The 22,685-nt window shown below is 40.6% G+C and carries 35 protein-coding genes; 14 read left to right on the plus strand and 21 right to left on the minus strand.

All coding sequences use genetic code 11. The annotated features are described in order from the left end of the window. Nucleotides 1-117: 117 nt before the first annotated feature. Nucleotides 118-465: a histidine triad nucleotide-binding protein gene (locus H6G79_RS08205; RefSeq protein ID WP_190588522.1), complete on the minus strand. Its 348-nt coding sequence runs from the start codon at nt 463-465 to the stop codon at nt 118-120. A 77-nt stretch (nt 466-542) separates the two neighbouring features. On the opposite strand from H6G79_RS08205, the gene H6G79_RS37280 reads away from it, so the two are divergent. After that, entirely contained in the window at nt 543-677 is a 135-nt protein-coding gene (locus H6G79_RS37280; protein WP_277877224.1) for a hypothetical protein, read from the plus strand. 335 nt (nt 678-1,012) lie between these two features. On the opposite strand, the gene H6G79_RS08210 is transcribed toward H6G79_RS37280, so the two are convergent. Further along, nucleotides 1,013-1,198, minus strand: a complete 186-nt coding sequence (locus H6G79_RS08210) for a hypothetical protein (protein WP_190588521.1) — start codon at nt 1,196-1,198, stop codon at nt 1,013-1,015. Between the two features lie 248 nt (nt 1,199-1,446). Here H6G79_RS08210 and H6G79_RS08215 point away from each other — a divergent pair, with 248 nt between their 5' ends. The 4 genes from H6G79_RS08215 (at nt 1,447) to H6G79_RS08230 (ending at nt 3,761) form a co-directional block, all read left to right on the plus strand. Then, on the plus strand, nt 1,447-1,959 hold the full coding sequence (locus H6G79_RS08215) for a hypothetical protein (RefSeq protein WP_190588520.1): 513 nt from the start codon (nt 1,447-1,449) through the stop codon (nt 1,957-1,959). A 183-nt stretch (nt 1,960-2,142) separates the two neighbouring features. Beyond that, nucleotides 2,143-2,328: a hypothetical protein gene (locus H6G79_RS08220; protein WP_190588519.1), complete on the plus strand. Its 186-nt coding sequence runs from the start codon at nt 2,143-2,145 to the stop codon at nt 2,326-2,328. Between the two features lie 76 nt (nt 2,329-2,404). Continuing rightward, entirely contained in the window at nt 2,405-2,620 is a 216-nt protein-coding gene (locus H6G79_RS08225) for a hypothetical protein (protein WP_190588518.1), read from the plus strand. 55 nt (nt 2,621-2,675) lie between these two features. Further along, on the plus strand, nt 2,676-3,761 hold the full coding sequence (locus H6G79_RS08230) for a hypothetical protein (protein ID WP_190588517.1): 1,086 nt from the start codon (nt 2,676-2,678) through the stop codon (nt 3,759-3,761). A gap of 407 nt (nt 3,762-4,168) precedes the next feature. Here the strand turns inward: H6G79_RS08230 and H6G79_RS08235 are convergent, their stop codons facing one another. The 4 genes from H6G79_RS08235 to H6G79_RS08250 all read right to left on the minus strand — a co-directional run bounded on the left by H6G79_RS08235 (nt 4,169) and on the right by H6G79_RS08250 (nt 5,145). Further along, on the minus strand, nt 4,169-4,387 hold the full coding sequence (locus H6G79_RS08235; RefSeq protein ID WP_190588516.1) for a hypothetical protein: 219 nt from the start codon (nt 4,385-4,387) through the stop codon (nt 4,169-4,171). Beyond that, nucleotides 4,365-4,700: a BrnT family toxin gene (locus H6G79_RS08240; RefSeq protein ID WP_190588515.1), complete on the minus strand. Its 336-nt coding sequence runs from the start codon at nt 4,698-4,700 to the stop codon at nt 4,365-4,367. Before H6G79_RS08240 ends, H6G79_RS08235 begins: the two co-directional genes overlap by 23 nt. An 84-nt stretch (nt 4,701-4,784) precedes the next feature. Further along, nucleotides 4,785-4,988 (minus strand): hypothetical protein, encoded by a 204-nt coding sequence (locus H6G79_RS08245; RefSeq protein WP_190588514.1) that lies wholly within the window; start codon nt 4,986-4,988, stop codon nt 4,785-4,787. After that, nucleotides 4,966-5,145 (minus strand): hypothetical protein, encoded by a 180-nt coding sequence (locus tag H6G79_RS08250; RefSeq protein WP_190588513.1) that lies wholly within the window; start codon nt 5,143-5,145, stop codon nt 4,966-4,968. The genes H6G79_RS08245 and H6G79_RS08250 overlap by 23 nt, the downstream gene beginning before the upstream one ends. A 540-nt stretch (nt 5,146-5,685) precedes the next feature. On the opposite strand from H6G79_RS08250, the gene H6G79_RS36650 reads away from it, so the two are divergent. After that, nucleotides 5,686-5,838: a hypothetical protein gene (locus tag H6G79_RS36650; protein WP_242048249.1), complete on the plus strand. Its 153-nt coding sequence runs from the start codon at nt 5,686-5,688 to the stop codon at nt 5,836-5,838. Here the strand turns inward: H6G79_RS36650 and H6G79_RS08260 are convergent. Next, nucleotides 5,814-6,269 carry a hypothetical protein gene (locus tag H6G79_RS08260; protein WP_190588512.1) on the minus strand — a complete coding sequence of 152 codons (456 nt, stop codon included), beginning with the start codon at nt 6,267-6,269 and terminating at the stop codon, nt 5,814-5,816. The genes H6G79_RS36650 and H6G79_RS08260 overlap by 25 nt on opposite strands. A gap of 159 nt (nt 6,270-6,428) precedes the next feature. On the opposite strand from H6G79_RS08260, the gene H6G79_RS08265 reads away from it, so the two are divergent. Then, nucleotides 6,429-6,641, plus strand: coding sequence for a hypothetical protein (locus H6G79_RS08265; RefSeq protein ID WP_190588511.1), 213 nt, complete (start codon nt 6,429-6,431; stop codon nt 6,639-6,641). Here H6G79_RS08265 and H6G79_RS37285 read toward each other — a convergent pair. Further along, a complete protein-coding gene (locus H6G79_RS37285) occupies nt 6,629-6,757 on the minus strand; it encodes a hypothetical protein (protein WP_277877225.1) in 129 nt (42 codons plus the stop codon). The two genes, H6G79_RS08265 and H6G79_RS37285, sit on opposite strands and share 13 nt — an antisense overlap. A gap of 40 nt (nt 6,758-6,797) precedes the next feature. Here H6G79_RS37285 and H6G79_RS08270 point away from each other — a divergent pair, with 40 nt between their 5' ends. After that, the gene (locus tag H6G79_RS08270) at nt 6,798-7,205 is read left to right on the plus strand and encodes a hypothetical protein (protein ID WP_190588510.1); all 408 of its coding nucleotides are present in this window, start codon (nt 6,798-6,800) and stop codon (nt 7,203-7,205) included. Here the strand turns inward: H6G79_RS08270 and H6G79_RS08275 are convergent, their stop codons facing one another. The 13 genes from H6G79_RS08275 to H6G79_RS08335 all read right to left on the minus strand — a co-directional run bounded on the left by H6G79_RS08275 (nt 7,206) and on the right by H6G79_RS08335 (nt 19,394). Beyond that, nucleotides 7,206-11,747 (minus strand): septal ring lytic transglycosylase RlpA family protein, encoded by a 4,542-nt coding sequence (locus H6G79_RS08275; protein WP_190588509.1) that lies wholly within the window; start codon nt 11,745-11,747, stop codon nt 7,206-7,208. It lies immediately after the preceding gene. Nucleotides 11,748-11,865: 118 nt separating this feature from the next. Then, on the minus strand, nt 11,866-12,246 hold the full coding sequence (locus tag H6G79_RS08280) for a hypothetical protein (RefSeq protein WP_190588508.1): 381 nt from the start codon (nt 12,244-12,246) through the stop codon (nt 11,866-11,868). A gap of 4 nt (nt 12,247-12,250) precedes the next feature. Beyond that, entirely contained in the window at nt 12,251-12,676 is a 426-nt protein-coding gene (locus tag H6G79_RS08285; protein ID WP_190588507.1) for a hypothetical protein, read from the minus strand. Continuing rightward, nucleotides 12,673-12,990 carry a hypothetical protein gene (locus H6G79_RS08290; protein ID WP_190588506.1) on the minus strand — a complete coding sequence of 106 codons (318 nt, stop codon included), beginning with the start codon at nt 12,988-12,990 and terminating at the stop codon, nt 12,673-12,675. Before H6G79_RS08290 ends, H6G79_RS08285 begins: the two co-directional genes overlap by 4 nt. After that, nucleotides 12,990-13,232 carry a hypothetical protein gene (locus H6G79_RS08295; RefSeq protein WP_190588505.1) on the minus strand — a complete coding sequence of 81 codons (243 nt, stop codon included), beginning with the start codon at nt 13,230-13,232 and terminating at the stop codon, nt 12,990-12,992. The genes H6G79_RS08290 and H6G79_RS08295 overlap by 1 nt, the downstream gene beginning before the upstream one ends. 132 nt (nt 13,233-13,364) lie before the next feature. Continuing rightward, the gene (locus H6G79_RS08300; RefSeq protein WP_190588504.1) at nt 13,365-13,958 is read right to left on the minus strand and encodes a hypothetical protein; all 594 of its coding nucleotides are present in this window, start codon (nt 13,956-13,958) and stop codon (nt 13,365-13,367) included. Continuing rightward, the gene (locus tag H6G79_RS08305; RefSeq protein WP_190588503.1) at nt 13,951-14,136 is read right to left on the minus strand and encodes a hypothetical protein; all 186 of its coding nucleotides are present in this window, start codon (nt 14,134-14,136) and stop codon (nt 13,951-13,953) included. Before H6G79_RS08305 ends, H6G79_RS08300 begins: the two co-directional genes overlap by 8 nt. Before the next feature lie 11 nt (nt 14,137-14,147). After that, nucleotides 14,148-14,357 (minus strand): hypothetical protein, encoded by a 210-nt coding sequence (locus H6G79_RS08310; protein WP_190588502.1) that lies wholly within the window; start codon nt 14,355-14,357, stop codon nt 14,148-14,150. Then, nucleotides 14,354-17,272: a DUF3987 domain-containing protein gene (locus H6G79_RS08315; protein WP_191049347.1), complete on the minus strand. Its 2,919-nt coding sequence runs from the start codon at nt 17,270-17,272 to the stop codon at nt 14,354-14,356. The genes H6G79_RS08310 and H6G79_RS08315 overlap by 4 nt, the downstream gene beginning before the upstream one ends. 218 nt (nt 17,273-17,490) lie before the next feature. Next, a complete protein-coding gene (locus tag H6G79_RS08320; RefSeq protein ID WP_190588500.1) occupies nt 17,491-17,757 on the minus strand; it encodes a hypothetical protein in 267 nt (88 codons plus the stop codon). A gap of 415 nt (nt 17,758-18,172) precedes the next feature. After that, a complete protein-coding gene (locus H6G79_RS08325; RefSeq protein WP_190588499.1) occupies nt 18,173-18,853 on the minus strand; it encodes a hypothetical protein in 681 nt (226 codons plus the stop codon). A 110-nt stretch (nt 18,854-18,963) separates the two neighbouring features. After that, nucleotides 18,964-19,137, minus strand: a complete 174-nt coding sequence (locus H6G79_RS08330) for a hypothetical protein (protein ID WP_199333918.1) — start codon at nt 19,135-19,137, stop codon at nt 18,964-18,966. Between the two features lie 65 nt (nt 19,138-19,202). Then, nucleotides 19,203-19,394: a hypothetical protein gene (locus H6G79_RS08335; protein WP_190588498.1), complete on the minus strand. Its 192-nt coding sequence runs from the start codon at nt 19,392-19,394 to the stop codon at nt 19,203-19,205. Here H6G79_RS08335 and H6G79_RS08340 point away from each other — a divergent pair. The 6 genes from H6G79_RS08340 (at nt 19,393) to H6G79_RS08365 (ending at nt 22,664) form a co-directional block, all read left to right on the plus strand. Next, the gene (locus H6G79_RS08340) at nt 19,393-20,502 is read left to right on the plus strand and encodes a ParM/StbA family protein (protein WP_190588497.1); all 1,110 of its coding nucleotides are present in this window, start codon (nt 19,393-19,395) and stop codon (nt 20,500-20,502) included. The genes H6G79_RS08335 and H6G79_RS08340 overlap by 2 nt on opposite strands. 3 nt (nt 20,503-20,505) lie before the next feature. Beyond that, the gene (locus tag H6G79_RS08345) at nt 20,506-20,733 is read left to right on the plus strand and encodes a hypothetical protein (RefSeq protein WP_190588603.1); all 228 of its coding nucleotides are present in this window, start codon (nt 20,506-20,508) and stop codon (nt 20,731-20,733) included. A 193-nt stretch (nt 20,734-20,926) separates the two neighbouring features. Beyond that, nucleotides 20,927-21,145 carry a hypothetical protein gene (locus tag H6G79_RS08350; RefSeq protein WP_190588496.1) on the plus strand — a complete coding sequence of 73 codons (219 nt, stop codon included), beginning with the start codon at nt 20,927-20,929 and terminating at the stop codon, nt 21,143-21,145. A 60-nt stretch (nt 21,146-21,205) separates the two neighbouring features. Beyond that, nucleotides 21,206-21,493, plus strand: a complete 288-nt coding sequence (locus H6G79_RS08355; protein WP_190588495.1) for a hypothetical protein — start codon at nt 21,206-21,208, stop codon at nt 21,491-21,493. A gap of 170 nt (nt 21,494-21,663) precedes the next feature. Further along, complete coding sequence (locus H6G79_RS08360) at nt 21,664-22,059, plus strand: hypothetical protein (RefSeq protein WP_190588494.1); 396 nt, start codon at nt 21,664-21,666, stop codon at nt 22,057-22,059. Continuing rightward, nucleotides 22,059-22,664, plus strand: coding sequence for a hypothetical protein (locus tag H6G79_RS08365; protein WP_190588493.1), 606 nt, complete (start codon nt 22,059-22,061; stop codon nt 22,662-22,664). Before H6G79_RS08360 ends, H6G79_RS08365 begins: the two co-directional genes overlap by 1 nt. Nucleotides 22,665-22,685 lie beyond the last annotated feature (21 nt).

A 22,685-nucleotide genomic window follows, 5' to 3' on the forward strand; every position in this document is an offset into this window, starting at 1 on the left:
TGTGGGGAGTGTGGGGAGAAAGATTTCTTCACCATCCTCCCACCTACCACCCCCCTGAATTAAACCCTTACACCCCTAAACCCTTAAACCCTCACACCCTGATTAAAATTGAAAACATCAACCAGGCGGCCAAGCCATTGGTCTGCCGCCTAAAATATGCAAATGTAAATGGAAGACAGTTTGACCAGCATCAGCATCGGTATTGATGACAACGCGATAACCATTGGTTAAACCAGCTTCGGCGGCTACATGCTTGGCGGTTAATAACAGATGTCCTAACAAAGCTGCATCTTCCGTTTCGGCCTCAGCTAATTTCGCTAGGGGTTTTTTGGGAATTACGAGGATATGAACTGGTGCTTGGGGGTTAACATCTGTAAATGCTAAAGCTAAATCATCCTCGTAAACGATATTGGCCGGAATTTCGCGCCGAATAATCTTACTAAAAATTGTGTCTTGATTGGTCATTGGTGATTGTGTTATTTGTCATTTGCCAATTGTTAATGATAAGACGGACGCAGGACTAATGACTAAGGACTAAAATAATGCTTGCTAGAGTCTGGAGTGCATCAATTGTTGGCATCGATGCTGTAAAAGTGGGAGTGGAAGTTGATGTCTCAGGCGGATTGCCAAGCATTATTGTTTTAGGCTTGCCAGATAGTGCAGTTATACTTTCTTAACGTGCGATTCTTGTTTGTGTCATAAAATGACACCTGCTACTTATTCAGTTTTTCGATTTTATCTGCCAGTGCATTTGAGAAGATTTCAAGCCTAGATTCCTCAAAAATCCACTTACCAAGGTTAAGTGAAGTATTTTTTACGGGAACCTGAAAATATCCCGATTCTTTCTCTATATATGTTTTTTTCTTGCATTTTTTACAAGAATAAACCCACTTTGAATTAGATTTATCCTCCCCGCTTTCCTCCGTGGCGTTACCGCAATGGCTACAAGGAATAAACTCAGAATTTGGGCGATCGCCTACTTCTTTGATATCTTCTGCCTGAGTCTCTACGCTCAGGCTGCTTGCTTTGGGCTAGATTCTTGATCCATCGCGTCTTGAATTAGCGATCGCACAAATTCACTCCCACCACGATTTTTGACCCATTCTTTCATCTCGGCGGTCATCTTGATTGGGAATGGAGTTTTATCAAAACTGTTTTTTTCTGGAATGAATTTACCTGTCTCTCTGTCTCTTGCCATTGTATTACCTTGGTAATCTTTACCCGATATTACCACGGGGGAAATTGAAATACCAGGGTATTACTATGGATAAGTTTTTAAAATCTAAATTGAACAATTAAACTCAAAACCTTTGCAAATACTAATCATTCCCCTATTGCATCCATAGTAATACCGTGGTATTATATATCTATAAGCGGTGAGGAAACAGCACAAAGCACCGCACAGAAATTAACCAGAACCTTGATAACCGAATAGGAGATTTTAAGATGCTAGAAGCAATCAAGTCTGCGATCGCATCCGCTACCACTCTTGAGGAAATCGAAGCACTTCAAGGGGAGCTACAAGAGTTAGCCGATGCAATCAGTGAATTACAAGAAGAATGCGAAGAACGCTACGAAGAGATTGAGGCAGAGATTAGCGCCGAAGAAGAAGCAGAGTTTGAATCCGAGGAACTGGAACGCACAGGTGAAAAGCTAAAGGATTGCGGTACAACCACAGAACACGGTGATGCAATAATCACCAAATTTGCTAAAACCTGGGAAATAACCCTGCTACACCCCTTCTACGGACAAGCTCAACACTTCAGTCTCCCAGCAAACACTCCAGAGAACGAGGTTTTAGAAAAAGCGAAATTCTACCTCGCCGGATGGCCGTTTGAGATACAACCCTACTGCGGATGGTACAGAAACCAGAAGGTAGAGGTAAGCGCAGAAGAGATTTTAGAAAAAGGCATAGAGGCAGCGAAACAAGAAAAATTGGATCTCCTGTTCAAAAACTAAATATCTTATCCCCCTCCCCCTGGAGGGGTAATACTAAGAAGTGCCATAGTATTACCGTGGTATAAGTAAATATTCATTTTATCGTCTAACCCCTTTGTAAATACTAATAATTCCCTTATTTACTCCATAGTAATACCACGGTAATATTAATATATTAGAGAACAACAAAAGGGGATAAAACAAATGACCCGCTACAAAAAACTACTGCAACGGATTGAAGAACAGCGCCAAAAAGAACAAGAGTTTAACAAAAAAGTAGAGACAGTGATCGCCAGCGTAAATACAACTTTAAAACGCATAGATACCCTAGACGCTGAGATTGCGGCAGATGCCCAAATACTTCACCAGTGGTCACACGCTGATCAATAACAAAAGAGCGATCGCATGGCCTGAGAAACTCTGCGATCGCCCCTCCATAAATCCATACCGTTAGAGGCATGAACTGATGTTTACAGTAGCACAAATCCATCAAGCGAAAGATGTTCTAGAATATGCTCGTAGCCGTCGCCAGCTTCAATTTTTTTGTCGTACCCTGGCTAGTTGGGGCTATCCAAGTCTAGGCGTAAAGGCGACAGAACGCGAACTGAGAGAGCATATCCAACAATTCATAAGTGAGGCAGCAGTAGCCCTCAACAATAGCGAGAAAGTAGCAGCAGCGTAAAATAAAAACCCTCCATCTGGAGGGTATCAACCAATCACAGTATTACAGAAAAAATATGTTGACCTATTCCGAAATCAAGACCAAGTATCCTTTGCTTGTTGACCGTCTTATCTGTTGGGCGGCTAATAGAATCGCTGGAACTTCTGAGCATATCGAGCGCGAAACTAGAGGTAAGATATCTCGCCTACTCTATCAACGCAATCAATTAAGCTTATCATTACCGTGTTTTCGTGCTGGAATCAGTGTTAAAGATTTCAAAAATCAGGCGTTAAGTAATGAAGAATATCGACATCTAGAATCTGAAATTTTAGCAGCAGAATTTACTCTTAAATCCATTAAGCACAATGATGTAAAGCCTTCTCCAGCACAATGGATGCAGGCAGAGAATGAGGTTAGAGACTATGTAGAAGCTTTGCAATATCCTAATGATGAAATATTCAGGGTATGGGGCGATCGCTTGTCTGGGAGAGAAAAACATCACATCAGAAAGATAAGTGATTTTCTTCAAAAAGAAACTGCATATCCTAATAAGATTTGGGAATGGATTGATAACGCTGATAGCTGGTACGATTTACACGAATATCAAATACTTTCTGAGCCAGTTATTAACTCATTTTTTGATAGCGATCGCCAGTTGTACGCCTACATCTCAATCAATGCCTATAACGTCTACTGTTTAAACAGTTTAAACGTTATGTTCGTGGATATTGATATTGACCCTACTATTGATGACCCTGGCATAAGTTCGCTTTGCTATCCTTGGGAGAAATTCAAGGTAGAGGAAAGCGAAATACTGACAGCGATCGCCAGCACTGCAAAAGCCTATGATCTGAAATTCCACTGTTACCGCACCCATAGCGGATTGAGGTTATTGGAAATGACCAGACCTTGGGAAGCTACACACCCAGACACTATCTCAGTCATGGAAGCTATGGGATGCGATCGCCTATATCAACGTCTCTGCCAAACTCAAAATACTTTTAGGGCAAGACTTGAGCCTAAACCTTGGCGCGGTGATGATGGTGATGCTGTTTGTCACTACTTGCGGAGTTTTGGACAAGGGATTGACCATCCTTTAGCAGTCAGAATTAAAGCAATTCATGATGATTGGTGCGTGAAATCAAATGCACCATTAGCCTAGCGATCGCCTTCTCTCGTGTCATGATCAAAGCTTTTCGATTACGCCAATCTCGCCAAATTACGAAATCTCGTCAGAGGGATGAGTGAGATTTGCTGTCTGTGACTGTTGCTTAGGCTATATTTTGGCGAGTTTTCTACAGCAGGTTTTATTATGGGTTGATTGAGTTCTGCCTGAAATGCTTCAAGTTAAGTAGCGTCAAAGTTTGCAGTAGGTCTAGTTTTACTTTGTTTTTAGCAAACACTAATTCTACCTTGCTGGACATAACGCTCTAATTCCTCGAACGCTAACATCTAGAAAATCATCCGCCTCTTGCTTGTTCATAGTAATATCGCCTAATGTCGCCAACTTTATGATACGATTCTGGCGACATTAGGCGATACTTTTCTACACCCATGACTAAATAGAAATTATTTACCTTTTCTGAGTCTTAAGTATCTTCTATTTTCTAAAAGCTTTCTATTTTGTTTCTGTCTAATTACTCCAAAAGTCATAAATCCTCTCCTAGAATCGGATTTTTTTATAGTATATAAAGTGATATTTTTGGTGTTTATGGGTGGTATATCTGAGTAATCTATATCATCATCAGACATTTCTAAAAGGAGTTTATACCTTTCTTCGTCTGGCATATCGTGAGCGAATCTTTTTAGTTGTTCCATACCATTCCCGTTCCTCTGTATTAGCCTTTCTTGCCGAAATTATTCTAAATACGTCATCCCTAACTGTATAAACAACAACAATAATGATAGATTGCCCGCTAGAAAGTAGAGTTATTTGACCACAATTTAAAAAGCGAGATTCACCATAATCTTTTCTTTCGTCAAGAATTGTAACTGTATATGGATCATCAAAAGCTTGTGAGGCTTCATTAAAGTTTAAACCATGTTTTTCTATGTTACTTAAGTTTTTATTTTCATCCCAATCAAATATTCTACTTCCCATTTAGTTATGGCAAATGTGAACCTTAGTACTGTATTACATTCAGTAGAATAAGTATTTTACCAAAACTCTACAACTTAATTCTAACTAAAGCAAGCAACGTACTTGGCCGCCGCACAGACGGCTTTTGTTTTGGGCTAGAGGTGGGTGGGTTAAGGGTGTAGATTGTAGTTTTATTGTTCTGGGAATTATTGCGCTTTCTGGGGTAGGAGTTGTAAGCAGCAGATCCAAATAAAGAAGGGTGTCAATGTCCGTAGCGATCGCCCCTTCATTTCCAGCAATCATTCCCATATAACACCTGCTGCTTGCCGTCTGGGTGAAAGCGAATACACCATTCTTCACGCTTACGCCATAGGACGTAAACCGTATTTAATGCCAATACAGCAAGCACACCTATAACTGCCACAAGTATGACGCGCTTCCATCTAAATGTCTTAGTGTTTTGCATTTTGGGTTTTTCGCTATTATGCCCATCACAAACTGGTAAGCGATCGCACCATAGAGAATTTCGATAATTATCAAAAATTATTTACAAAATTATCGATACTTCCGCAATCATAGACAATTTTGCAAATAATCAGAATTTAGTAACTAAATTGTCTATGGATTACTAAATATAGATAAATTCCGTAAAAAAACTGTAAAAAGCGTATTTTTATCTATGGTTTTAAGCAATTAGCCTCGACCGCGCAAGGTTGTTGCTCAGTCGCACCTACTCAAAACCCTTACTACAAGCGATCGCCAGCACTCAAGGAAATTTATTTCTTACTTTTTTCTTACTTGCTTTTAGAAATATGGTTTTTATAGGTTTATCTGAATAATCATTCATATATTAGCGATCGCCTAATTTATGAATGTATGAATAAATTTTCAGGTTTTATCAGGTTTTACCTTCCGTAGCGATCGCCCCACTGGTTACGTCATGTCCATGCTTCTCACAGTTTAGAAAGGGGTGCGCCTATTCATTTGGTGCAGCAAACGTTGGCTCATGAGTCAGTGGACACAACTAGCAGATACTTACACGCTCGACCAGGAGATAGTAGCAGTTTGTATTTTGGGTCATAAAATTAGTAGATTAGTAGAACGGTTCTTGCGAACGGAAGAATTTACAAATACTTATTGTGCGCCACCAGTACATTGACTAATGAATTCAGCATAATACTCTTCAATCAGATCACGGGTTAGTGCTTTGCCAGCATCTCTCTCGGAAAAATATTTTTCTACTCTATTGAAACATTTATTAGTCGTTTTTGTAACCGATTCTGCTTTTATATTTCCGTTTAAGCAATCATCTAGCATCTCTCGTATTACAGATCGTGGCGCAACTGTTTGTGGATATTGTTGATCTATTTCCCGCCCTACTTGTTCATAGCATCTGTCGAAGGATGACGGATTTGGCGGATTTGACAGAGTTTTATTTATAGTAGATTCTGTTGGTGTGTTCTGATGTATGGGTGATGGATCAGATCGAGTCTGTGTCAAATATTCTTTATTATTGACAATTGAAGTAATACCGTAACCAACAATATTTACCGTGGCTACAAGAAAAACTAAGGATACTATTTTTTGCATAGTTTATAAATAATTTCCCCTAGCTTACGATATCGAGCGCCCATATCAAAAAGAATTTTCTATTCCTCCCAAATTCTTAGTTTTTCTTAGGTTCACTAGTAATTATGTAACTAGCGATCGCTATGCGTGAGATGATGATTTAAGTCCCCAGATGGTTCTATGGACAGTAATCAAGTAGCGATCGGCATTCTTAAAGCTGTAGCGGTCTTACTTTTTTTATGGGTTGGTGCAGCATTTCTAGCTCAAATAATCATACCTAAGCCGCTCACGACACATGAACAAAATTTAAAAAATGTTCAGGACAGTTTGAAAAAATTAGACGAAGCAATCTGTCAAGCAGATCCAAAAAGAGAATCATGTCAACGCCCATAGCGATCGCCCCTTTTGATAGCTCCCCCTTGCCTCAACTGTTCCTGCACCACTTCATAAGCGGTATTCTGCATGGCAGGCTTGAGGCGTTGCGCTAAAATCTGAGGGTCAATACCCATTTCATCGGTTGCAGATACAGAGAAGTTTAGAGGATTCTAAATGAATTTCCACGTTGATCCAATTCTTTCTTTTATTGTTGAAACCGTAGAGGAATCAAAAAATATCGAATTTCCGTTGACAATTTTTACAAAGGGGATAATCGTAACTGGTTTGGTTATCCCTATGGAAAAGTTTTTTGATAATACAATTCAAAAATTCGTAATGGGGACGGGTGATTTATCAGCAAGGGAATTACTTATTGATGTTTTTAAACAAACTTCAATCACAATATTAGACATATCAGAAGAAGAAAGGAAAGAGCGAGGCTTTTTAACTCATACTTATATACACCTTAAAAATGTAAAAATCATATCAAATGGGACTACGTATTCCATAAGCAATGAAAATTGCTGGAGGGTTAAATTAGATGAAGTAGATGGTTTTACCATAGGGATTTTTGGAGATTAATTACCTTCCGTATCTATCTCCTCTCTTGATTGCACCGCCTTGACGCAATTCATTTTGAATCATTTCATAAGTGATATTCTTCAAAACAGGATGTAATTTTTGAGCGAAACGCTGTGTATCAAACCCAGGATTATCGCCAGCGTTAATAGTAATCGGGATAGTGACACTTGGTGGAGTTGTAGAGGATGAAGCGGAAACCGCCTGCATCCCAACGACACCACCATCAGCAAAATTTAGTCGCCCTGATTGCTGTAACCTCTCCCAAATCTCAGTTTCTCGGTGGTTGAGTATTCTTTCGCCAGCACTGGCTACTACTACATAAGGTTGTCGCCCCGTCATCTGACGTTCTTTTAATGCAGCCGCACCTATAGATTGGATATTGCCGATTATTCCGCCTTCTGCGTAATTAGGAATTTTCATCCCGTTGTAAGCTAAAGGCGCAGCACCGCCCCCTGCCCCACCGTCAGGAGAACCATTGCTACCCCCTACGCCAATACCAATCCATCCGAGAATCGCCTTAAATATTTGCTGGGTTAGAAGTTCAGCAGCAAGCTTGGCAAGACTAGCGATGATGTTTTGCACCATCGATCTGAAGGCATCGCCAATATTATTGGTGTCAATAATTGCGGATTGAAGGAAACCCGTTAAAGCTTGCTGACTATCTCTGATAATCCCTGTTAATGGATCAAATTGTGCCTTTATGGCATCAAGTCTCACTTGGTTAACTTGCTCCAGATTAGCCTTGAGTTGAGCAAATGTTTCTACTGTAATATCCCCAATATCTTTGAGGTTCTGTAAATCCCTTAGTTGGTTACTAAAATCTAGTTCTTGACTGGAAATAGCCGCTTGTTTCCGCAGGTTATTACTGCTTAGACCAAAACTATCAAGATAGTCAGCACGATTATTAATTAAATCAATACCGCTTTGATTAACCCTATTTGAATTATTAAATATCAAGTCTGCGGCGTTTCGCCGCGCCTGACTGTTAATTACTTGATTGCGTTCATTAAATCTAAGAACCATTTGCAATCTTTCTGCTTTAATTTGGTCAATCGGCAACTCTTCAAGCAACGCTCTTTCTTGCAATTGTTGACGTTGTTGCAAATAACTGCTTCTATTTTCAATTAAATCAGCATCTCGCTGTAGAATGATGCGATCGCCTGTTCCAATGCCTACGTTTCTTAAATCTATATTAGTTCTAAGACGCTCAACCATTGCTGAATTACGCCTTAGTGTTTCGTCAAGTTTTAACTGTCCTTGCCGCAAAAACTCATTAGTTCGAGCTAATTTATGGCGAATATCAATTGTTTTTAGTTCTTCAGTATTCAGATTTTTGATAGCATTCAATCTATTTAAATATTCTTGCTGATCAATTTCGTTTCTATCGCGCTGGTTTTCAAGATTCAGTAAGTCTTGATTAATTTTAATTTGCTGCTGATTTAACTGTAATTCTTTTTCTAAATGTGGTAGTGCTTCTAATTCTTTAGCATAAGGATTCAGTTTTGATAGCTCCCTTAACTGCTCAATTCTTTCTACCAGGATTTCGTTGCTTGACTGAAACACTCGCAAGTCAGATTGTTGTTGTCTGAACTGGCGATCGCGTTCGTTGAATTTAGCGTATTCTTCAGAAGTCTTTTGTCGTGAATCCCGCAATGATTTTAATGATTCATCCAACTTTTGAATCAATGTGGTATCTAAACTGATTTGATTGTTTAAATCAGAAGTGACTTCTGGCGTTAAACTACCACTACTAATCTGAGTTTGGTTAATCTTGATTCTTGATTGTGCGTCTTCTTTTTGGCGCTGTAATTGGGTGATTTGATCGTCAATCTGCTGCAAGCGTTGTTGAGCTTGGCGAGTGTTCCGTTCATCAGCACTGGGGAATAGGGAAGAACCTTGAGATACTTCCCTTGCCGCACGTAACGCGGACTGTATTTGATCTTGGGTTTGTCTTAGGGCATTTCTGCGTTCTACCCTTGCTTTCTCTTCCGCACCTTGCAGGATAGCTCTAATTTCTGGCGGTTGTTGCTGTGGGGCGGATGCACTAGGTTGGGGTTGAGATTGCTTACCGCCTGACGATTGCGTGATTATTCTATATTCAACGTTGGGACGATTTGGATTTGAATTGAGAACCCCCAACTTACCCGCCAACCCTTGGGATAAGTCAAACTCTCGTCCTTTAACAAACGGGCCGCGATCGTTGACTGTACCAATGGCGCTTACTCCAGTATCAGGGTTACGAAGTTCTACTTTAGTGCCGAAAGGTAAAGTCTTGTGAGCTAGTGTCATCGCATCGGCGTTAAATATCTCACCAGATGCGGTAGGTCTACCGTGGAAACCATCGGGTCTGCCGTACCAACTAGCAGCAGCTTTCTGCCAAGGTTGTTGATTTTGTATTTGAGTTTGTGGAGTGGGCGAGGATGCGGGGACAGAGATATTCATCCTCAAGAAGTCTCTGGGGTTAACCTGCTGTCCATTAACTTTGATTCGCCAATCCAGATGCGGCCCCGTGGATCTTCTGCCAGATTTGCCAGATTCGGCAATTACTTGTCCTTGGGAGATGCGATCGCCTTCTTTTACTAAAGCTCTACTCAGATGCAAGAATGACTGCTCAACTTTCTGTCCCGCTTCAGTCATTGATTGTAGAGTTACTGTCAAACCTCCGCCGTTGTCGTTGAATATTCTGGAGATAATGCCAGATGTAGGGGCTTTTACGTCCGTCCCTACTGGAGTGCCGTAATCTATTCCTTTGTGAAATTGCCTTTTCCCAAAGATATAGCGCCATCCATATTCTGAGGTAACAGGGTAACGACTATCGACAGGTGAAATAACTCTACTACTAGGCGTATTGGGCGCATTTGATGTACTGGATGTAGTGGTTGAATTTGGTAATCCCAGTCCAGACAAAAGACCTCCCACCAAACCTTGTTGTGCTTGCCCTTGATTGCCTTGAAAAAAGAATGATAACGGGCCATATCTCAATAAATTTTCAAATTGTTTCTGTTGTTCGGAGGTTCCCCCAAATGCTTTACTAATTCGGTCGTAAAAACTATCAATTGTTTTTCCTATATTGTCAAAAACATCTAATAAATCTCTGGCAAGTTTTACCGCATCTCCTATACCCTTACCAAAGTTACCAAATGCAGTTACAGCGTCTTTAACCGCGTTCGGATTTTGTTTGAGGTAGTCAAGCAATGACCTTGCGCCATCAGAGGCTAGTTTGATTCCGTCTTTTGCAAGACCAGAGATAGCCTGCGCTGTCTGCTTGGCTAGTTCCGGATTTTGGGCTAAATAATCACGAAATTCTGCTGCACCTTTATTTAGATCATTGAATAAGCCTTGCTTTAATAATTCACTTAAAGTTTTTTGAGCAAAATCTAGACCAGCAACTACACCGGGTTCAACCGCTTTACCTAAACTTTCTTGCAAATCCAAAACTTGATTTTGCAGCCTATTCAAAGATGTTGTGGAGTTTTTACTCGCTTGTTCTACGCCCTGTCCTAATTCTTTCTCTAACTGTGTCGCAAATTGGCTTAAGAATTTAGCTGATAATTGCCCAGTTTCTAATAATTTATCTAATTGCTGGGTGGTAATTCCTAACGCACGCGCTGTAATATTTACCGCGCCATAAAGTCTTTCACCGAGTTGTCCTCTTAATTCTTCTGCTGTTATTTTATTCTTTGAAATAATCTGCTGAATTGCAGTAAGCGCCCCTAAGTAATTCTCGTTTGAAAGGTTAAAAACTCGTGCTGCACTACTAACAGCAGAGAAAATTCGTTTAACTTCAGATTCTAGTTCTGTACCTTTTGCGGAAGCCGCTAAACCTATATAAGCTTTACGTGCAGCATCAAGCGAAAGTGACAAGCGATCACTCTCTTCCCGAATAAATTTCAGACTATTAGTACTACCTTCAATCAACCTTAACTGAGATTCAATAGAACTCAGTTCACTAAATTTATTGATTGATGTACCGGTAAAAGCTAAACCAGTATTAACCAAGTTTCTGGCAGTATTTATTGCACCTCCAACTAGTCCAGAGATAGCACCAGTGACAGACAGTCCGCCACCTATACCAATACCTTCAGCAAGTCCTTTTACAATATCCTGTCCAATTTCAGCGAATACTCTTGAAGGGGATTTAATTCTTAATCTACGCTTAGTCTCGTCAATCGTTAATCCAGCAAGTTCGTTAGCTGCTCTTTGTGCTTCTTTCGTGTTATTTTTGATGCCTTGTGCAAGACCTTTGGCAACTTCCTGACCTAATTTCTTTATCTCGGCGTTGTTAATTGTTAGTGCTGGAGTGACATCAATTTTCTGTGCTTTAATTGCTTCCTGTGCTGTTCTTGTGATGTCCTTGACTAAGTTCTGAACATCATTAGAGTTATAAGTGAATTGAACTTTGTAATTTAAATTTAGTGAATCTCTAAACTGCTTTTCTATTTCCTGAGCATTAGCGATCGCTCTTCTCTTAGCTTCCGTGATATCCCGATCTAGCTGGGTGAAATCCCCTTTAAAATTTAGAATTAATTCGCCTAAATTCATATAATATATTAGTAAATATGGCGAATATTAGCTCATAAAAATTCACAGTAGTGTGTACAAAAAAATAAAAACCCACCTAATAAAGATGGGTTAATTACTTTGTTTTATTTTTGAAGTATTAAGCGATCGCTCTGGCTTTCTGAATACAAGCTTTGTGTACAATGTTGGTGGCTAAATTCACCGCACATCCGATTGATTCGCTAGGAAAACCAAATAACTGAGTTTGTCCACTGTTTCTCAATTGAAGAACGTCATTTACGATAAAAAAATCAAAACTAATTCCATCGACTTTAAAATTAACCGATGGCGCTTGAGCGATGCCAGGGGTATCTTTAAATTGAGCAGATTTTATTTTATTTGCTTCTATACCTAGCTCTCGTAACATTAGATAAAGCCTCAATACTTGACGGTAAAAAGCTTGTTTTTTAGCGTCGCAGTCACCGTCAATATTTCCTAAATTTTGTTCGTGAAAGGCGATCGCATCAGCTAAATTAATCATTTTTTCAATTCCTTAGATAATTTTTAATCTTGGTATAGAAATACTCAGGAATACTTGCTTTTTGAAGCATTGTAGACCCTAGTTGCCAAATAAAATCCTCATCATCAAAACGCTGAAAAGCATCTGCAATTACATGACTGATTTCATGGCACACTGCAACATTTATTACATAATTTATTGGTGTTTTCGTTTGCTCAGAAATCTCAATTAATTGAGATTGATCCAATAAAATGTAATAGCCGTTTGGTTGTTTTAGTACAGAACACCCCAACTCTTTTAAATACTTAGGGAGTATTTCAACATAAAACAATTGTATTGCATTACTTGAAATAAAGTCTCGAAAATTGGAATGAATTTTAGTTTTTAGCAATGGTCGGTCTAAATTGTAAAATACATCCAAATTTCTTTTGAATAGTTGAACGTCATTCATAATTTAGGCAACATTTTTAGACTTTCGTGTGAGTTTAAATTACTCACGCGAAAATTAAATAAATCCGACACATTTATTGAGATACACCCCATTTTTAAAGTTGGCTTTGGTGCGGGCTTACCAATATCAAAACCTAGTCCTACTTTTAATTTTAAGAGTAAAGCCAGGATTGCAGCTAAATCACCGGACTTTGAAAGTGTCTTTAAGCTAAAAGCCATCCTTTCCAAAAACTCACGGTTTTTAGAATTATTTTCGTAGTTTTGAGAATTAATAATGTTCACAATTTCAACAATATATTTTTTGTGCAATTCCATCAGATTAACTCCAATAATTTTTCGATTCCTAAGCTTAGTGACAAGAAGCGATCGCCCAACAGCAAAAACGATTCAGCTATTAGTGAGAGTGTAGTAATATCGGCATCGTTAGGGTTGAGATGGTCTAGGCGATCGCTCAAAATCTGTAACGAATCTCTACCAGAAGTGATCAAATCATGCCCTAATGATTCAATCTCCTGGCGGTAATCGGTTAATTTTTGCGCGTGTTCATCGATATTCATGAAAGTTCGTTGGTGAATTTAAGTTTTCAAATAGAATTGAAGAGGTTTAAAAAGGCTTTTCTATGTCGCCTAAATTTAGATAAAGTCTGCTCCATTTCGCGCACTACTCCGCCTCTTCTACCGTGCTTTCTGCTATTTTGAGAGCTTCTGCGCTTTCCTTGTTCGGTTTTTGGGCCTGTTGATTTTAGCCACGGCTTGACAGTCATCGCTATCTGCCTCTGTCGTTCTCTGCGTTCGGGTGTCCACTCTCCAGCCATTTAATTGTGTTTCCTCTAACAGATTTTGTGGTTGGTCAACAATGAGCGCGTTTTGCTGTGTCTTGATAAAGGTTGCTCTCTTGGGATTGCGAATCTCATTTAAAAGCTGCAAATACTTACGCGACTCTGACGCACATCGTAAGGCGATCGCTGCAAGCTCGCTGGGCAATTCTGGCATTGTTCGCAACACTTCAGGACTACCGAAACCAACTAATGATTTATTCCAAAAGTGTCCAGATAGATTCATTAAGTTGACAGACTCTTTCAAGACTAAATCCGCAAGATCAATCTCTGACGAAAGAGCATCATCAATACTCTCTAAATTCTCGCTAGTAGGCTCAAGATTGAGCATTGCAGCTTGTGTTCTGGCGATTCCCTCCAACGGGTCAAGAATCTCACCTGGGGCTTTCTTTGTGACCTTCTGAGCGGCTTTTTTGTGACTTAATACTGATAAATATTCATCAATCATGGTTGACAACCTTTAACCTATTCATTTTATAGCTTGCGATAGTTTGAAGGGATTTGATCGCTACTCTCAGCAATTTGATTGCATAGCGGTGATTAGCAATTTTATCCACTAATTGATGGCACTGGTGAGACAGGCGATCGCGTTCTTCAACGGATTGGTTAATTTGATGTTGATTCATATTTTATTACTTCATTCATTTGTTTTTAACTGATTCAAATGCAATACCCATTGTTTAATCAAAGATTTTTTCTCCGAGCTTAAAACAACAGCAGCTTTTTTGAGTAGTTCAGGTGAAAATATCTCTCTCAACTCCTGCAACATTGAGCTATCTTTGCAGTGTTCAAGGCATTCGCGCACATAATTAATATCATCTAAGGTGTTCCACTGATTCGGATTCATCGGATCACCTCCAATTTTGAAGCATTTATGCAAGTTGATCGACCGTCTTCATGATCAACAACCGCCTTTAGCGATTTTTCATCAAAGCTAAAAACTGTGCATTCCTCACCATTCAAAAGAACCTTCTCTCCAACTTTTGGTAAAGGTGCGATCGCTGTACTTACTGTTTTACTGTTTTTATTGCCACCCAACACTTTCTCTGTATTCTCGATGATGGTGATGATCTGTGGTGAGATATCATCATCACGCTGAGATGCTTGCTCTATAGGAGTTTCCAAAAGTGATGATGGTTGATGATGCGTTGCGGATATAAAAGTATTTTCATCATCATCCATTAGATGTTTATCTAAATTGGTTAATTCTTGAAAATTGATGATTTTTTGATCATCACCATCATCATTTTTATATATCCCTTTATTTCCAATGGTCTTAGGGTGATGATGGTTGATCATCATTTCATCATCACTATCATCATCTCCACTTAATAATGGGTAGTATGTTTTTGCTACCTGCTTTATCAACCGCATACCGACTAGTTCAAGACATCCTTGGTTTATTTCATCTGGCGATGTTTTTCGGAAGGAATATATACCACTGCGAATCTTCCGAACCGTCACACCCTCTGGGTGCTTTTCTATGTACTCTTTAATTTTGAGAAGGTTGCCCGCGATCGCTTGTTGGTCACTGTTTTGGGCATACATCAGCCTTGCTTGTGCCAAGTAAAAGTCAACGCAGTGTACAGCCGCTTGCATCGCTCTAGCATCGATGATTTGATGCGGTGTAGACTCTCCAGACAAAACTGCATTTACTAGGTGTAGCCATAGAGCAAACCTGCCTAAATAGGTTTGCAGTTTGGGGTAAGTGGCAGCCAGTCCAGAATGTTCTTCCACCGCTAACCATTTCATTAATTGATGCTGGTATGCTTGATAAATCCGCTTTGCTTCAGGTGATAGGAAGTAATCACGTTCTGGCAGTCTTCCCAAATATTGGTAAAGGAAGCTTAAATCATCGTTTAATAGCTTGCCTATGCCGTCATCATCTGCGAAGAGGTCTATAAAAGCTATGGGACTCTCTTTACAGCAGTAGAGCCAACGGGCAAACTCGCCAGCGTAATCTGCAAAGTTACCTTCTGACTGAAATTTTTTGAGTATTTCCGGCTGGGTGTTCCCGGTGCGACTAATAGCAGAGTGTTCCAGATAAATACATTTTTCACCGTCTACAACGTCTTTGTAGAGCGCATCACCGTTAAATTCGCTTAGGTCTAGTTGTGCATCATCACCCTTACCACCCCGATATTTATTTCTTCCGGTAATAAACGATGCCCACTCATCGCGGTAGTAGAGCAGACCTCTAGGATTCTCACCGTGTATTTTCATCCGCGCTTCTGTTGTGCAACCTTGCACAATAAACCGTTTACGCGGTGCTGGTTCATCTGGTAATTCGTCACCCTTACCGCATCGTTTCAAATCTTTTTTGTAGTCTTCAGAAGCGGTTTTCCAGTTGTGGTATTCTTGCGCCTCTAGCTTGTCTAACGGATTAACAACTACTTTTTGTGCTGGGCTTTTTAAAGTGCCAGTCTTCGAGACTACACACGACCAAAATATCGGCGTAACCGTGTAATTTGTTCGGGCGTTTACTATTAAGCGGGATGATGTACCAATTCTTGACCCTGCAACTGGAAACAATGTAGTTAATAAAGCTTCCACTGCCACGGGCATACTCTCGGCAGTGGTTTTTAGTAAATATGCAAGTTTACCACCGTCGCCCCACAGCAGATGATCCGGCGACAAACTAGCCCTTTGTGCCTCCAGAAGCGTGGGTAACTGTTTTGTGGCTACTTCCCGGTCAAGAATTTCGGTTTCTTCCTCATCTCTTGTTTTATAGAGCCGCCATATTTCATTACTGGTACGGACTGATCTGGTTGCTAGGTCTAGTATTTTTGCTTCAAGTTGCGATCGCCCAATATTAGAATCAATCAGGTTATCAATCTCATCAAGTAATTCATCACCAGAGAGTAGTTTTGCAGCAGTTGGATGCTGAACTACATTGTTTGGTTTGGATGCGATCGCCTGTTTCTCAGTTCTCCCGTGCATCTTCTCCCACTCCTCTTTTGAAAGCAAGCGATCGCTTGACTTGTATTCTCTTTTTGGAAAAGCAAATCCGTGTTGCTTGGCAATATAAAACAGTGTTCCGATTGCAATGCCATCGCGCCTAAAAGACCTAATTTTCTTTGCAATATTCCATTCTTTATCACCTTCTCTTGGTTGAGAAGGACTCCAAGCCTCAGCGATCGCCTCTGCCTTAGATGCCCCGTAGTGAGCCGTTAACGCCATCAAAACTTGCAAGCATTCCTGATAATTATTTGAGCCGTAACAACGTGGCGGAATGAATCTTAATGCTTGGTCAATCAATAAATCCTCATCCCATCCTTGCACTTGAAATTGTTCTCGCTCAAGCTTGTAGCGTTCCTCGTTTTCCCGGCGGCGGCGTTCTTTTTCTGCTTTCTCCTGTTCTAGAAGTTGTTTCGCTTTCTTTATCCAGTCTTTTGGTAGTGTCGCGTAAGGGTTGAGGATAAATAAATCTGCGTTGGTGTTGCCGTAAAAAACGCGACTGGCATCTTTACAAGCCGGATCGTGTGGCAGGTGTTGCATTAAAAGCCTTGTGCAGGCTTCGACTACTTCCACATCAAAGATACACTCTGGTAGCGGAAATACTAGCCTGAATTTAGGCCAAGTTTCTTTGTGGCTTGCAGTGGTATAAGCTAAGGCGCAATGCTGCCTGATGAAATCGTTTTTTAAAGCATCTTCAATGGTTAATTGTTCCTCTAAAACATTGATAGCTCTGCCATCGCCATCGGTTATCTTCTGCCCCTTTTCATCAGTGTCTACTTTTGAATTGTCGATATCAAGCAGCAAACACTGAGATCCGATCACATTTTGTTTGGATCGGCGCTTTCCACCGAGTAATCCGGCGCAAATAGCGTGGCCTCTTTGAATGTGCTGGGCAATGTCCAGGATCGTGCCTTCAGCGTCCTCAAACCCCTCCGTGAGTTTTGCCATATCCCAGTTTTTATTGCATCCTTGGGAGTTGAAAGCGAATCGAAGTTTGGGAAGGACTTTTTCTATTTGAGCTATCATTCCGCACCCCCAAGTTGTTTGATTAATGCTTCGCAAATATAAGCATCAAAGAGCCTAATGAATGCCGATCGCGGAATGCCAAAGTAGGGTGCAAGCTTCAACAAGTAAAAACGTTGTTTAAATCGCGGGTAAGGTGCGATCGCCTGAAAACTTCTCTCTAGCTGTGAAAACTCTTGCTCAAATACGCTGCCTTCAGCTATAATACCCTTATGAATATTCTTCGCTGAAAGCACCGAGCCGCTAAACTTAGGTGCTTTTGCCATTTTAATTACTCCAGTGTTTTAAACTACTGGGGCAATTTCGCTGGTTTTTTTGACAAAAATATTGCTACGCTAAAGCTTGAGTTTTTAATTTTTTGTGGTGTTTTCCCCACTGTGCAGACGATCAGATGCGATAGCAATTCTTGATCAAAAAAACGGTGAGCGAAATCACCCTTTTTTCTTTTTGTTTTTTTGCAGAAACTCACGGGTGAGTTTCTTCACGGCAGCGCGACGATCGCGCCTAGGAGCAGAGCAAGAACGAATCAAAATGCTCGTGAATAAAAATTCCTCAATATTCATCAGCAGATCCTTTGTTTCTTTTTTTTGATTATAAAAACCAGTATTCCACAGGTTTTTATAATCTAAACAAAAACACTTTAATTCTTGAAACGCTTACTAAGCAAAGCTTTCAAGAGTCTCATTTTTTGAGCATGAGTTTCTGTTTACTGCGCTTAGTACCGGGTCGAGTTATGTAAACTCCATCGTCCTCTATCCATAAAGAAAGAATTTTATCTGTTCGCATTTGTTTGATGAGATCCATACGGGATTTAATCAACGGGCGTGCAACCTCAGACATAAATCTTGGTGATCGTCCACTTTGTTCTATTAGGCAATTGGTAAAAAAGTATGTGTGCGGTGTAATGCTTTGACTGAAGGGATTTTGCTCAGGGTCGAGACTGGAAAATTTTCTGTTTTGCGACTGCATAGTTGATATATCCAGTTTCTTGCCTTTGCTCAGTCCTAGTCCCTCTAAAGCTCTCTCCGTAAATAAATAAGCAAACCATTCAGCCGAGTTTGCATGGTATGGATAAATGTTTTGCAGGCGATCACAGGCAATAAGAACCCGTCGCCAAAACTCGGCTAAAACACAGTAGGAAGCCTTTGATCCATGTGGTATATGCAGCTTTAATTTGTTATCCCATTCGAGCTTGACCATCATCTCTAAAGTGTATACACGGTGCAGCCAAAGAAGTGTGACGTACGCTCTATCTATACCTTGCACATCATCACCAGCAAGGTGATCGGGTGTCGTTAAAACTTCAATTATCCTCTGCCAATTTGACGGTATTTTTTTTGTTTGAAAAATTAATTTGTTCATTTTAAGACATTTGAAGACAGGCGATCGCTCGTGTCACAAAATGACAGGAGACAGGCGATCGCTCTTTCGTGTCACAAAATGACAGTTGGATAGGCGATCGCAGATAAGCATTAAAGTTTTTTACCTCTCTCTATCTCTTTTTCAGTTTCTTGAATCCATCTCTCAACTAACTCCAGCAATACTTGATTCATGTTTGTATTTTTGAGAGCGCATAAACTTTTGAATTTAGCCTTTGTACTTTCAGGCCAAATGATTCTATAAGAACTTTGCTTTTCTTCTGCCACACTACTATACCTGCTCAATAACACAATTATGTCACTGAGTAGTAATGTCTTTATAGTGCTTCATGTTATGTTTGTGCTGTTTGTGCTGTTTGTGTTATTATAACAGCAAGCCAATAAACGTCACCAAACAGAGGCGAAAGAAGCCAGAAAGTGATGTTTAGGCTTACCAAAACCTGGATGCGTGAATTTATGGCGATTATGCTGATGAATTCTCCAAAGCCCAGATAAATAAGACTTTTACCAATTTCCAGAACCATGACAATTACATACAGTCTTGCCGAAAATTGGCTTGTTCAATCCGAATCTTTAGCCATTTCTGGGATAACTACTCTCTGTGGAGGTAAAGACGGCGGCGCAGGATACGGAAAAGGTATTTATGGTGATTTTTCGATCATGATGCCCTCTGCATACTCGCTTGTTCGCAACCGAAACATTAAACACCATGAGACTATTTCAAGACATGGTGCATGGGTACGGTACCTGGACGGACACCGCGCAGACTTGCGAGATGTTCAATTTTTTTGGGGAGCTGCTGCAACTGCACAACCTGACCACACCCTACTACATGAGGACAAGTCAAAGAAGGCGGAATTATCACTAGAAAGCATTCTGTCTGATCTGTCTGTTTTGAATGCTCCAGACAATCTCACTCTGTCTCTAGCACTGTCAAGCCATAACCCAGAACGTTGGGGAGACGAAATCAAGCGCAGGGTTCAAGGCGTTCATACATTTCAGCACAAACACCTGATCACGCGGGAGATTGTCACCAAATCAGTTGAAATCAAGGTTACTGGCATTTATCCAGAAGGGTACGGAAGTATTGCTTACTGTCTATTTGGTGACTCTTGCCTGTCTTTAGATAGCCACGAAATAGCTATTTCGCTTGATATCGGTTCATCAACTTGGCTCATTACCGTGTTCGATGGCAATGGCTCAGTGATAGACAGACATTTAATAGAAGGTGGCGCAGGTGATTTGCACACAGCGATCGCTGAGTCATTGGACAAGCGAAACGACAAAGTAAGTTTGCTATCCAAGGATGTAAAACACGCTCCAAGCCTTGTTAATAAAGGCATCTTGGACGGAACTTTTACCTATGGAGGCAATGCACTCACAGTTAAAAAGTTTGATCAAGAGTATGCCCAATGTCTTGACGAGTGGTGGGTTAGCAGAATTGAGAAATTTGCAAACTTCGTAACCTCTGGCAACTACCTAGATAGGGCGAAATACCTTGTTTCGTGGGGCGGCGGCGTATCTCTCCCAGTTGTTGATCAGAATCTCTCTAATTTGGGTTTTGTAGTTCTACCCAACCCCCAATTCATAAATGCTCAAGGGCTTAAATTACTTGCAGAATCAGGAGCATAAATCATGAATAATTACGAATCTCGGCGCTTGACCATTTCTTTTTTAGCTGTTCGAGAGTTACGCCAAATGTTTGGCATACCTGAAGATGCACCCACACAGGCACTATCAGCAGCAGTGGAAAAGCTGATTTTTCAAGGTGGAGCTACTGCACAATCACAGACGGTTGTGCAGGTGTCACCACTGCAACCCAATAAATCAATGTTGGCGAATATGGCAAAGCAAGCGGCATGACAATTAATTTAGTCGCACAAGACAGTCGCGGTTTTCTTATGACCTGCCACTTAATAGGCTCTAATCCACCAAAAGTAGGGCAATTACTCGAAATCCCAATGTGTGGATGCACACTGCTGCTAAGAGCGAATAAAGTTCAAACTAACGGCAATCAATTCGACGTAAAAGCAACATTTTTGAGATTAGCGAGATTATGAACAGAAAGGAAATAGTAGCAGCAAGCCTAGGCTTGGCTAGTTTCATCCTTATCGGATGGTATGGAGCATCAAAGTTTGGCGCAAATTTAATGATCTGCATTGGCTCAACCATGTTTGCAGGCGGTGGAGGTATTGCGATCGCTCAAACACTAGCGAATCAATCTCCTGTGCCTCCCCAAGCAAAGACAACAAGTAGACGTAAAAAAAGGGCATGAGTAATTCTTGCAACCCCCACCCACCTGAAATAAAGCTAAAAATCTTTACCACTAAAAAAAATGGCCTTTGACTTTGAAGAGGATCTAAAGTCTGAATTGGAAATTTCTCGTTTAGACGCACTTAAACCAATCGTTCAAAGAATTGTTGAAATTGTCGAGTCTGAAGGCTTCACGATCGCTGATTTCCTCTATGGCATTGATGCGATATTAGACGATCGCCGATTCCGGGAAAAACAGAAAATCAAACAGTTGAAAGAACTTCATGAAAACATTGCAAGAATTAATTGTGAATGCTCACCTAGCGATAGCAGAGATCAAGAACCACCCGGAATACCAAGCGATCGCTAAAATTTACGCACCCGATTTAACCCTCAGCGATGCTGTAACGGCGCTTTCGTATCTCGAAATCGAACTAGAGAATAGCCGGAACATTGACATTAGTAAGCTAGAGGTATTCACCGAGTAGTAGGAGAGCGATCGCCCTCTGGTTGTCAAACAACACACAAAAATTTTACCAAATGAACAACGAGAATCTGTTTACCGCCGCATTAAACGCACTCACGAACAATGGATGCCCTATTAAGTTGGCACAAGAAGCAGCGCAAATTGTGGCTAATGATGATCCTTTTCAAGCCGATTTAGGCAGAACATCAGAGCAACAACAAATCATTCGAGAAGCACTGCCATACTTACAAACTGGAATCTATGACCAGTTTCAAACCATTGATGAAACGCCAAACCCTTTTACTCATGGGCAATTCTTGGGTAATTTTGGATCTGAATTACCAGATGAAATGATTTGGAAACTTGCGGAAGGCGATTCAACAGCACTAAACGATATTGCTGATGACGCAACTAGAAACAAAGCTGGCAACATCTTCACAAGACTAGAAGAACTAGGAGCATGGGAGTGATGAACCGAAGCGTAAAACTCAAACTGGAAGCACCGATCACTTATACTGCGTTGCATTCTCTTTCGGGAATCAGTCAAGAAACAATATTTCAAGCCCTTGACGGAAATCAGACAGCCGCAGCACAGGTGGCAGATTTCCGAATCCAACAAACTCAACGCGCCCAAAATGCCAAAGCTGTTTTTGAAAACTTATCGCAAGGATTACAGGCAACTGAAATTGTGATGTCAGAAGAAAGCCAGTTTTTAGCTACCGCAGGTAATAGCGTCAATAAAATGGCTGATAGCTGGTCAAAGGTTCGGGTAAGTGATGCGCGTTTAGGTTACAGGTTACAACAAAAAGTTGTTTCGTCTGACAACCAACTAGGTCAGGAGCAATTTCAGCACTCCAGAACGCTAAATTTACTAAGCGAGTCGCACCGCGCAGCACTGAGGGGTATTGAAATTGACTCTGCTAAAGCACAATCTCAGATGTGGCAACAGGTTAAAGATAAGCACCAGGGACTTTTACCCGCAGATAGAGCGAAAGAAACACTAAAAGACATTCACAGACACGGTTCCAACGCTGTTAATCGTGCCAAAGGTTTCTTCAGACGTTTGATTGACTAAACGCACAAGCCCAGGTGTAAA

The organism is Anabaena sp. FACHB-83 (genome assembly GCF_014697485.1).
GTDB lineage: Bacteria > Cyanobacteriota > Cyanobacteriia > Cyanobacteriales > Nostocaceae > Nostoc_B.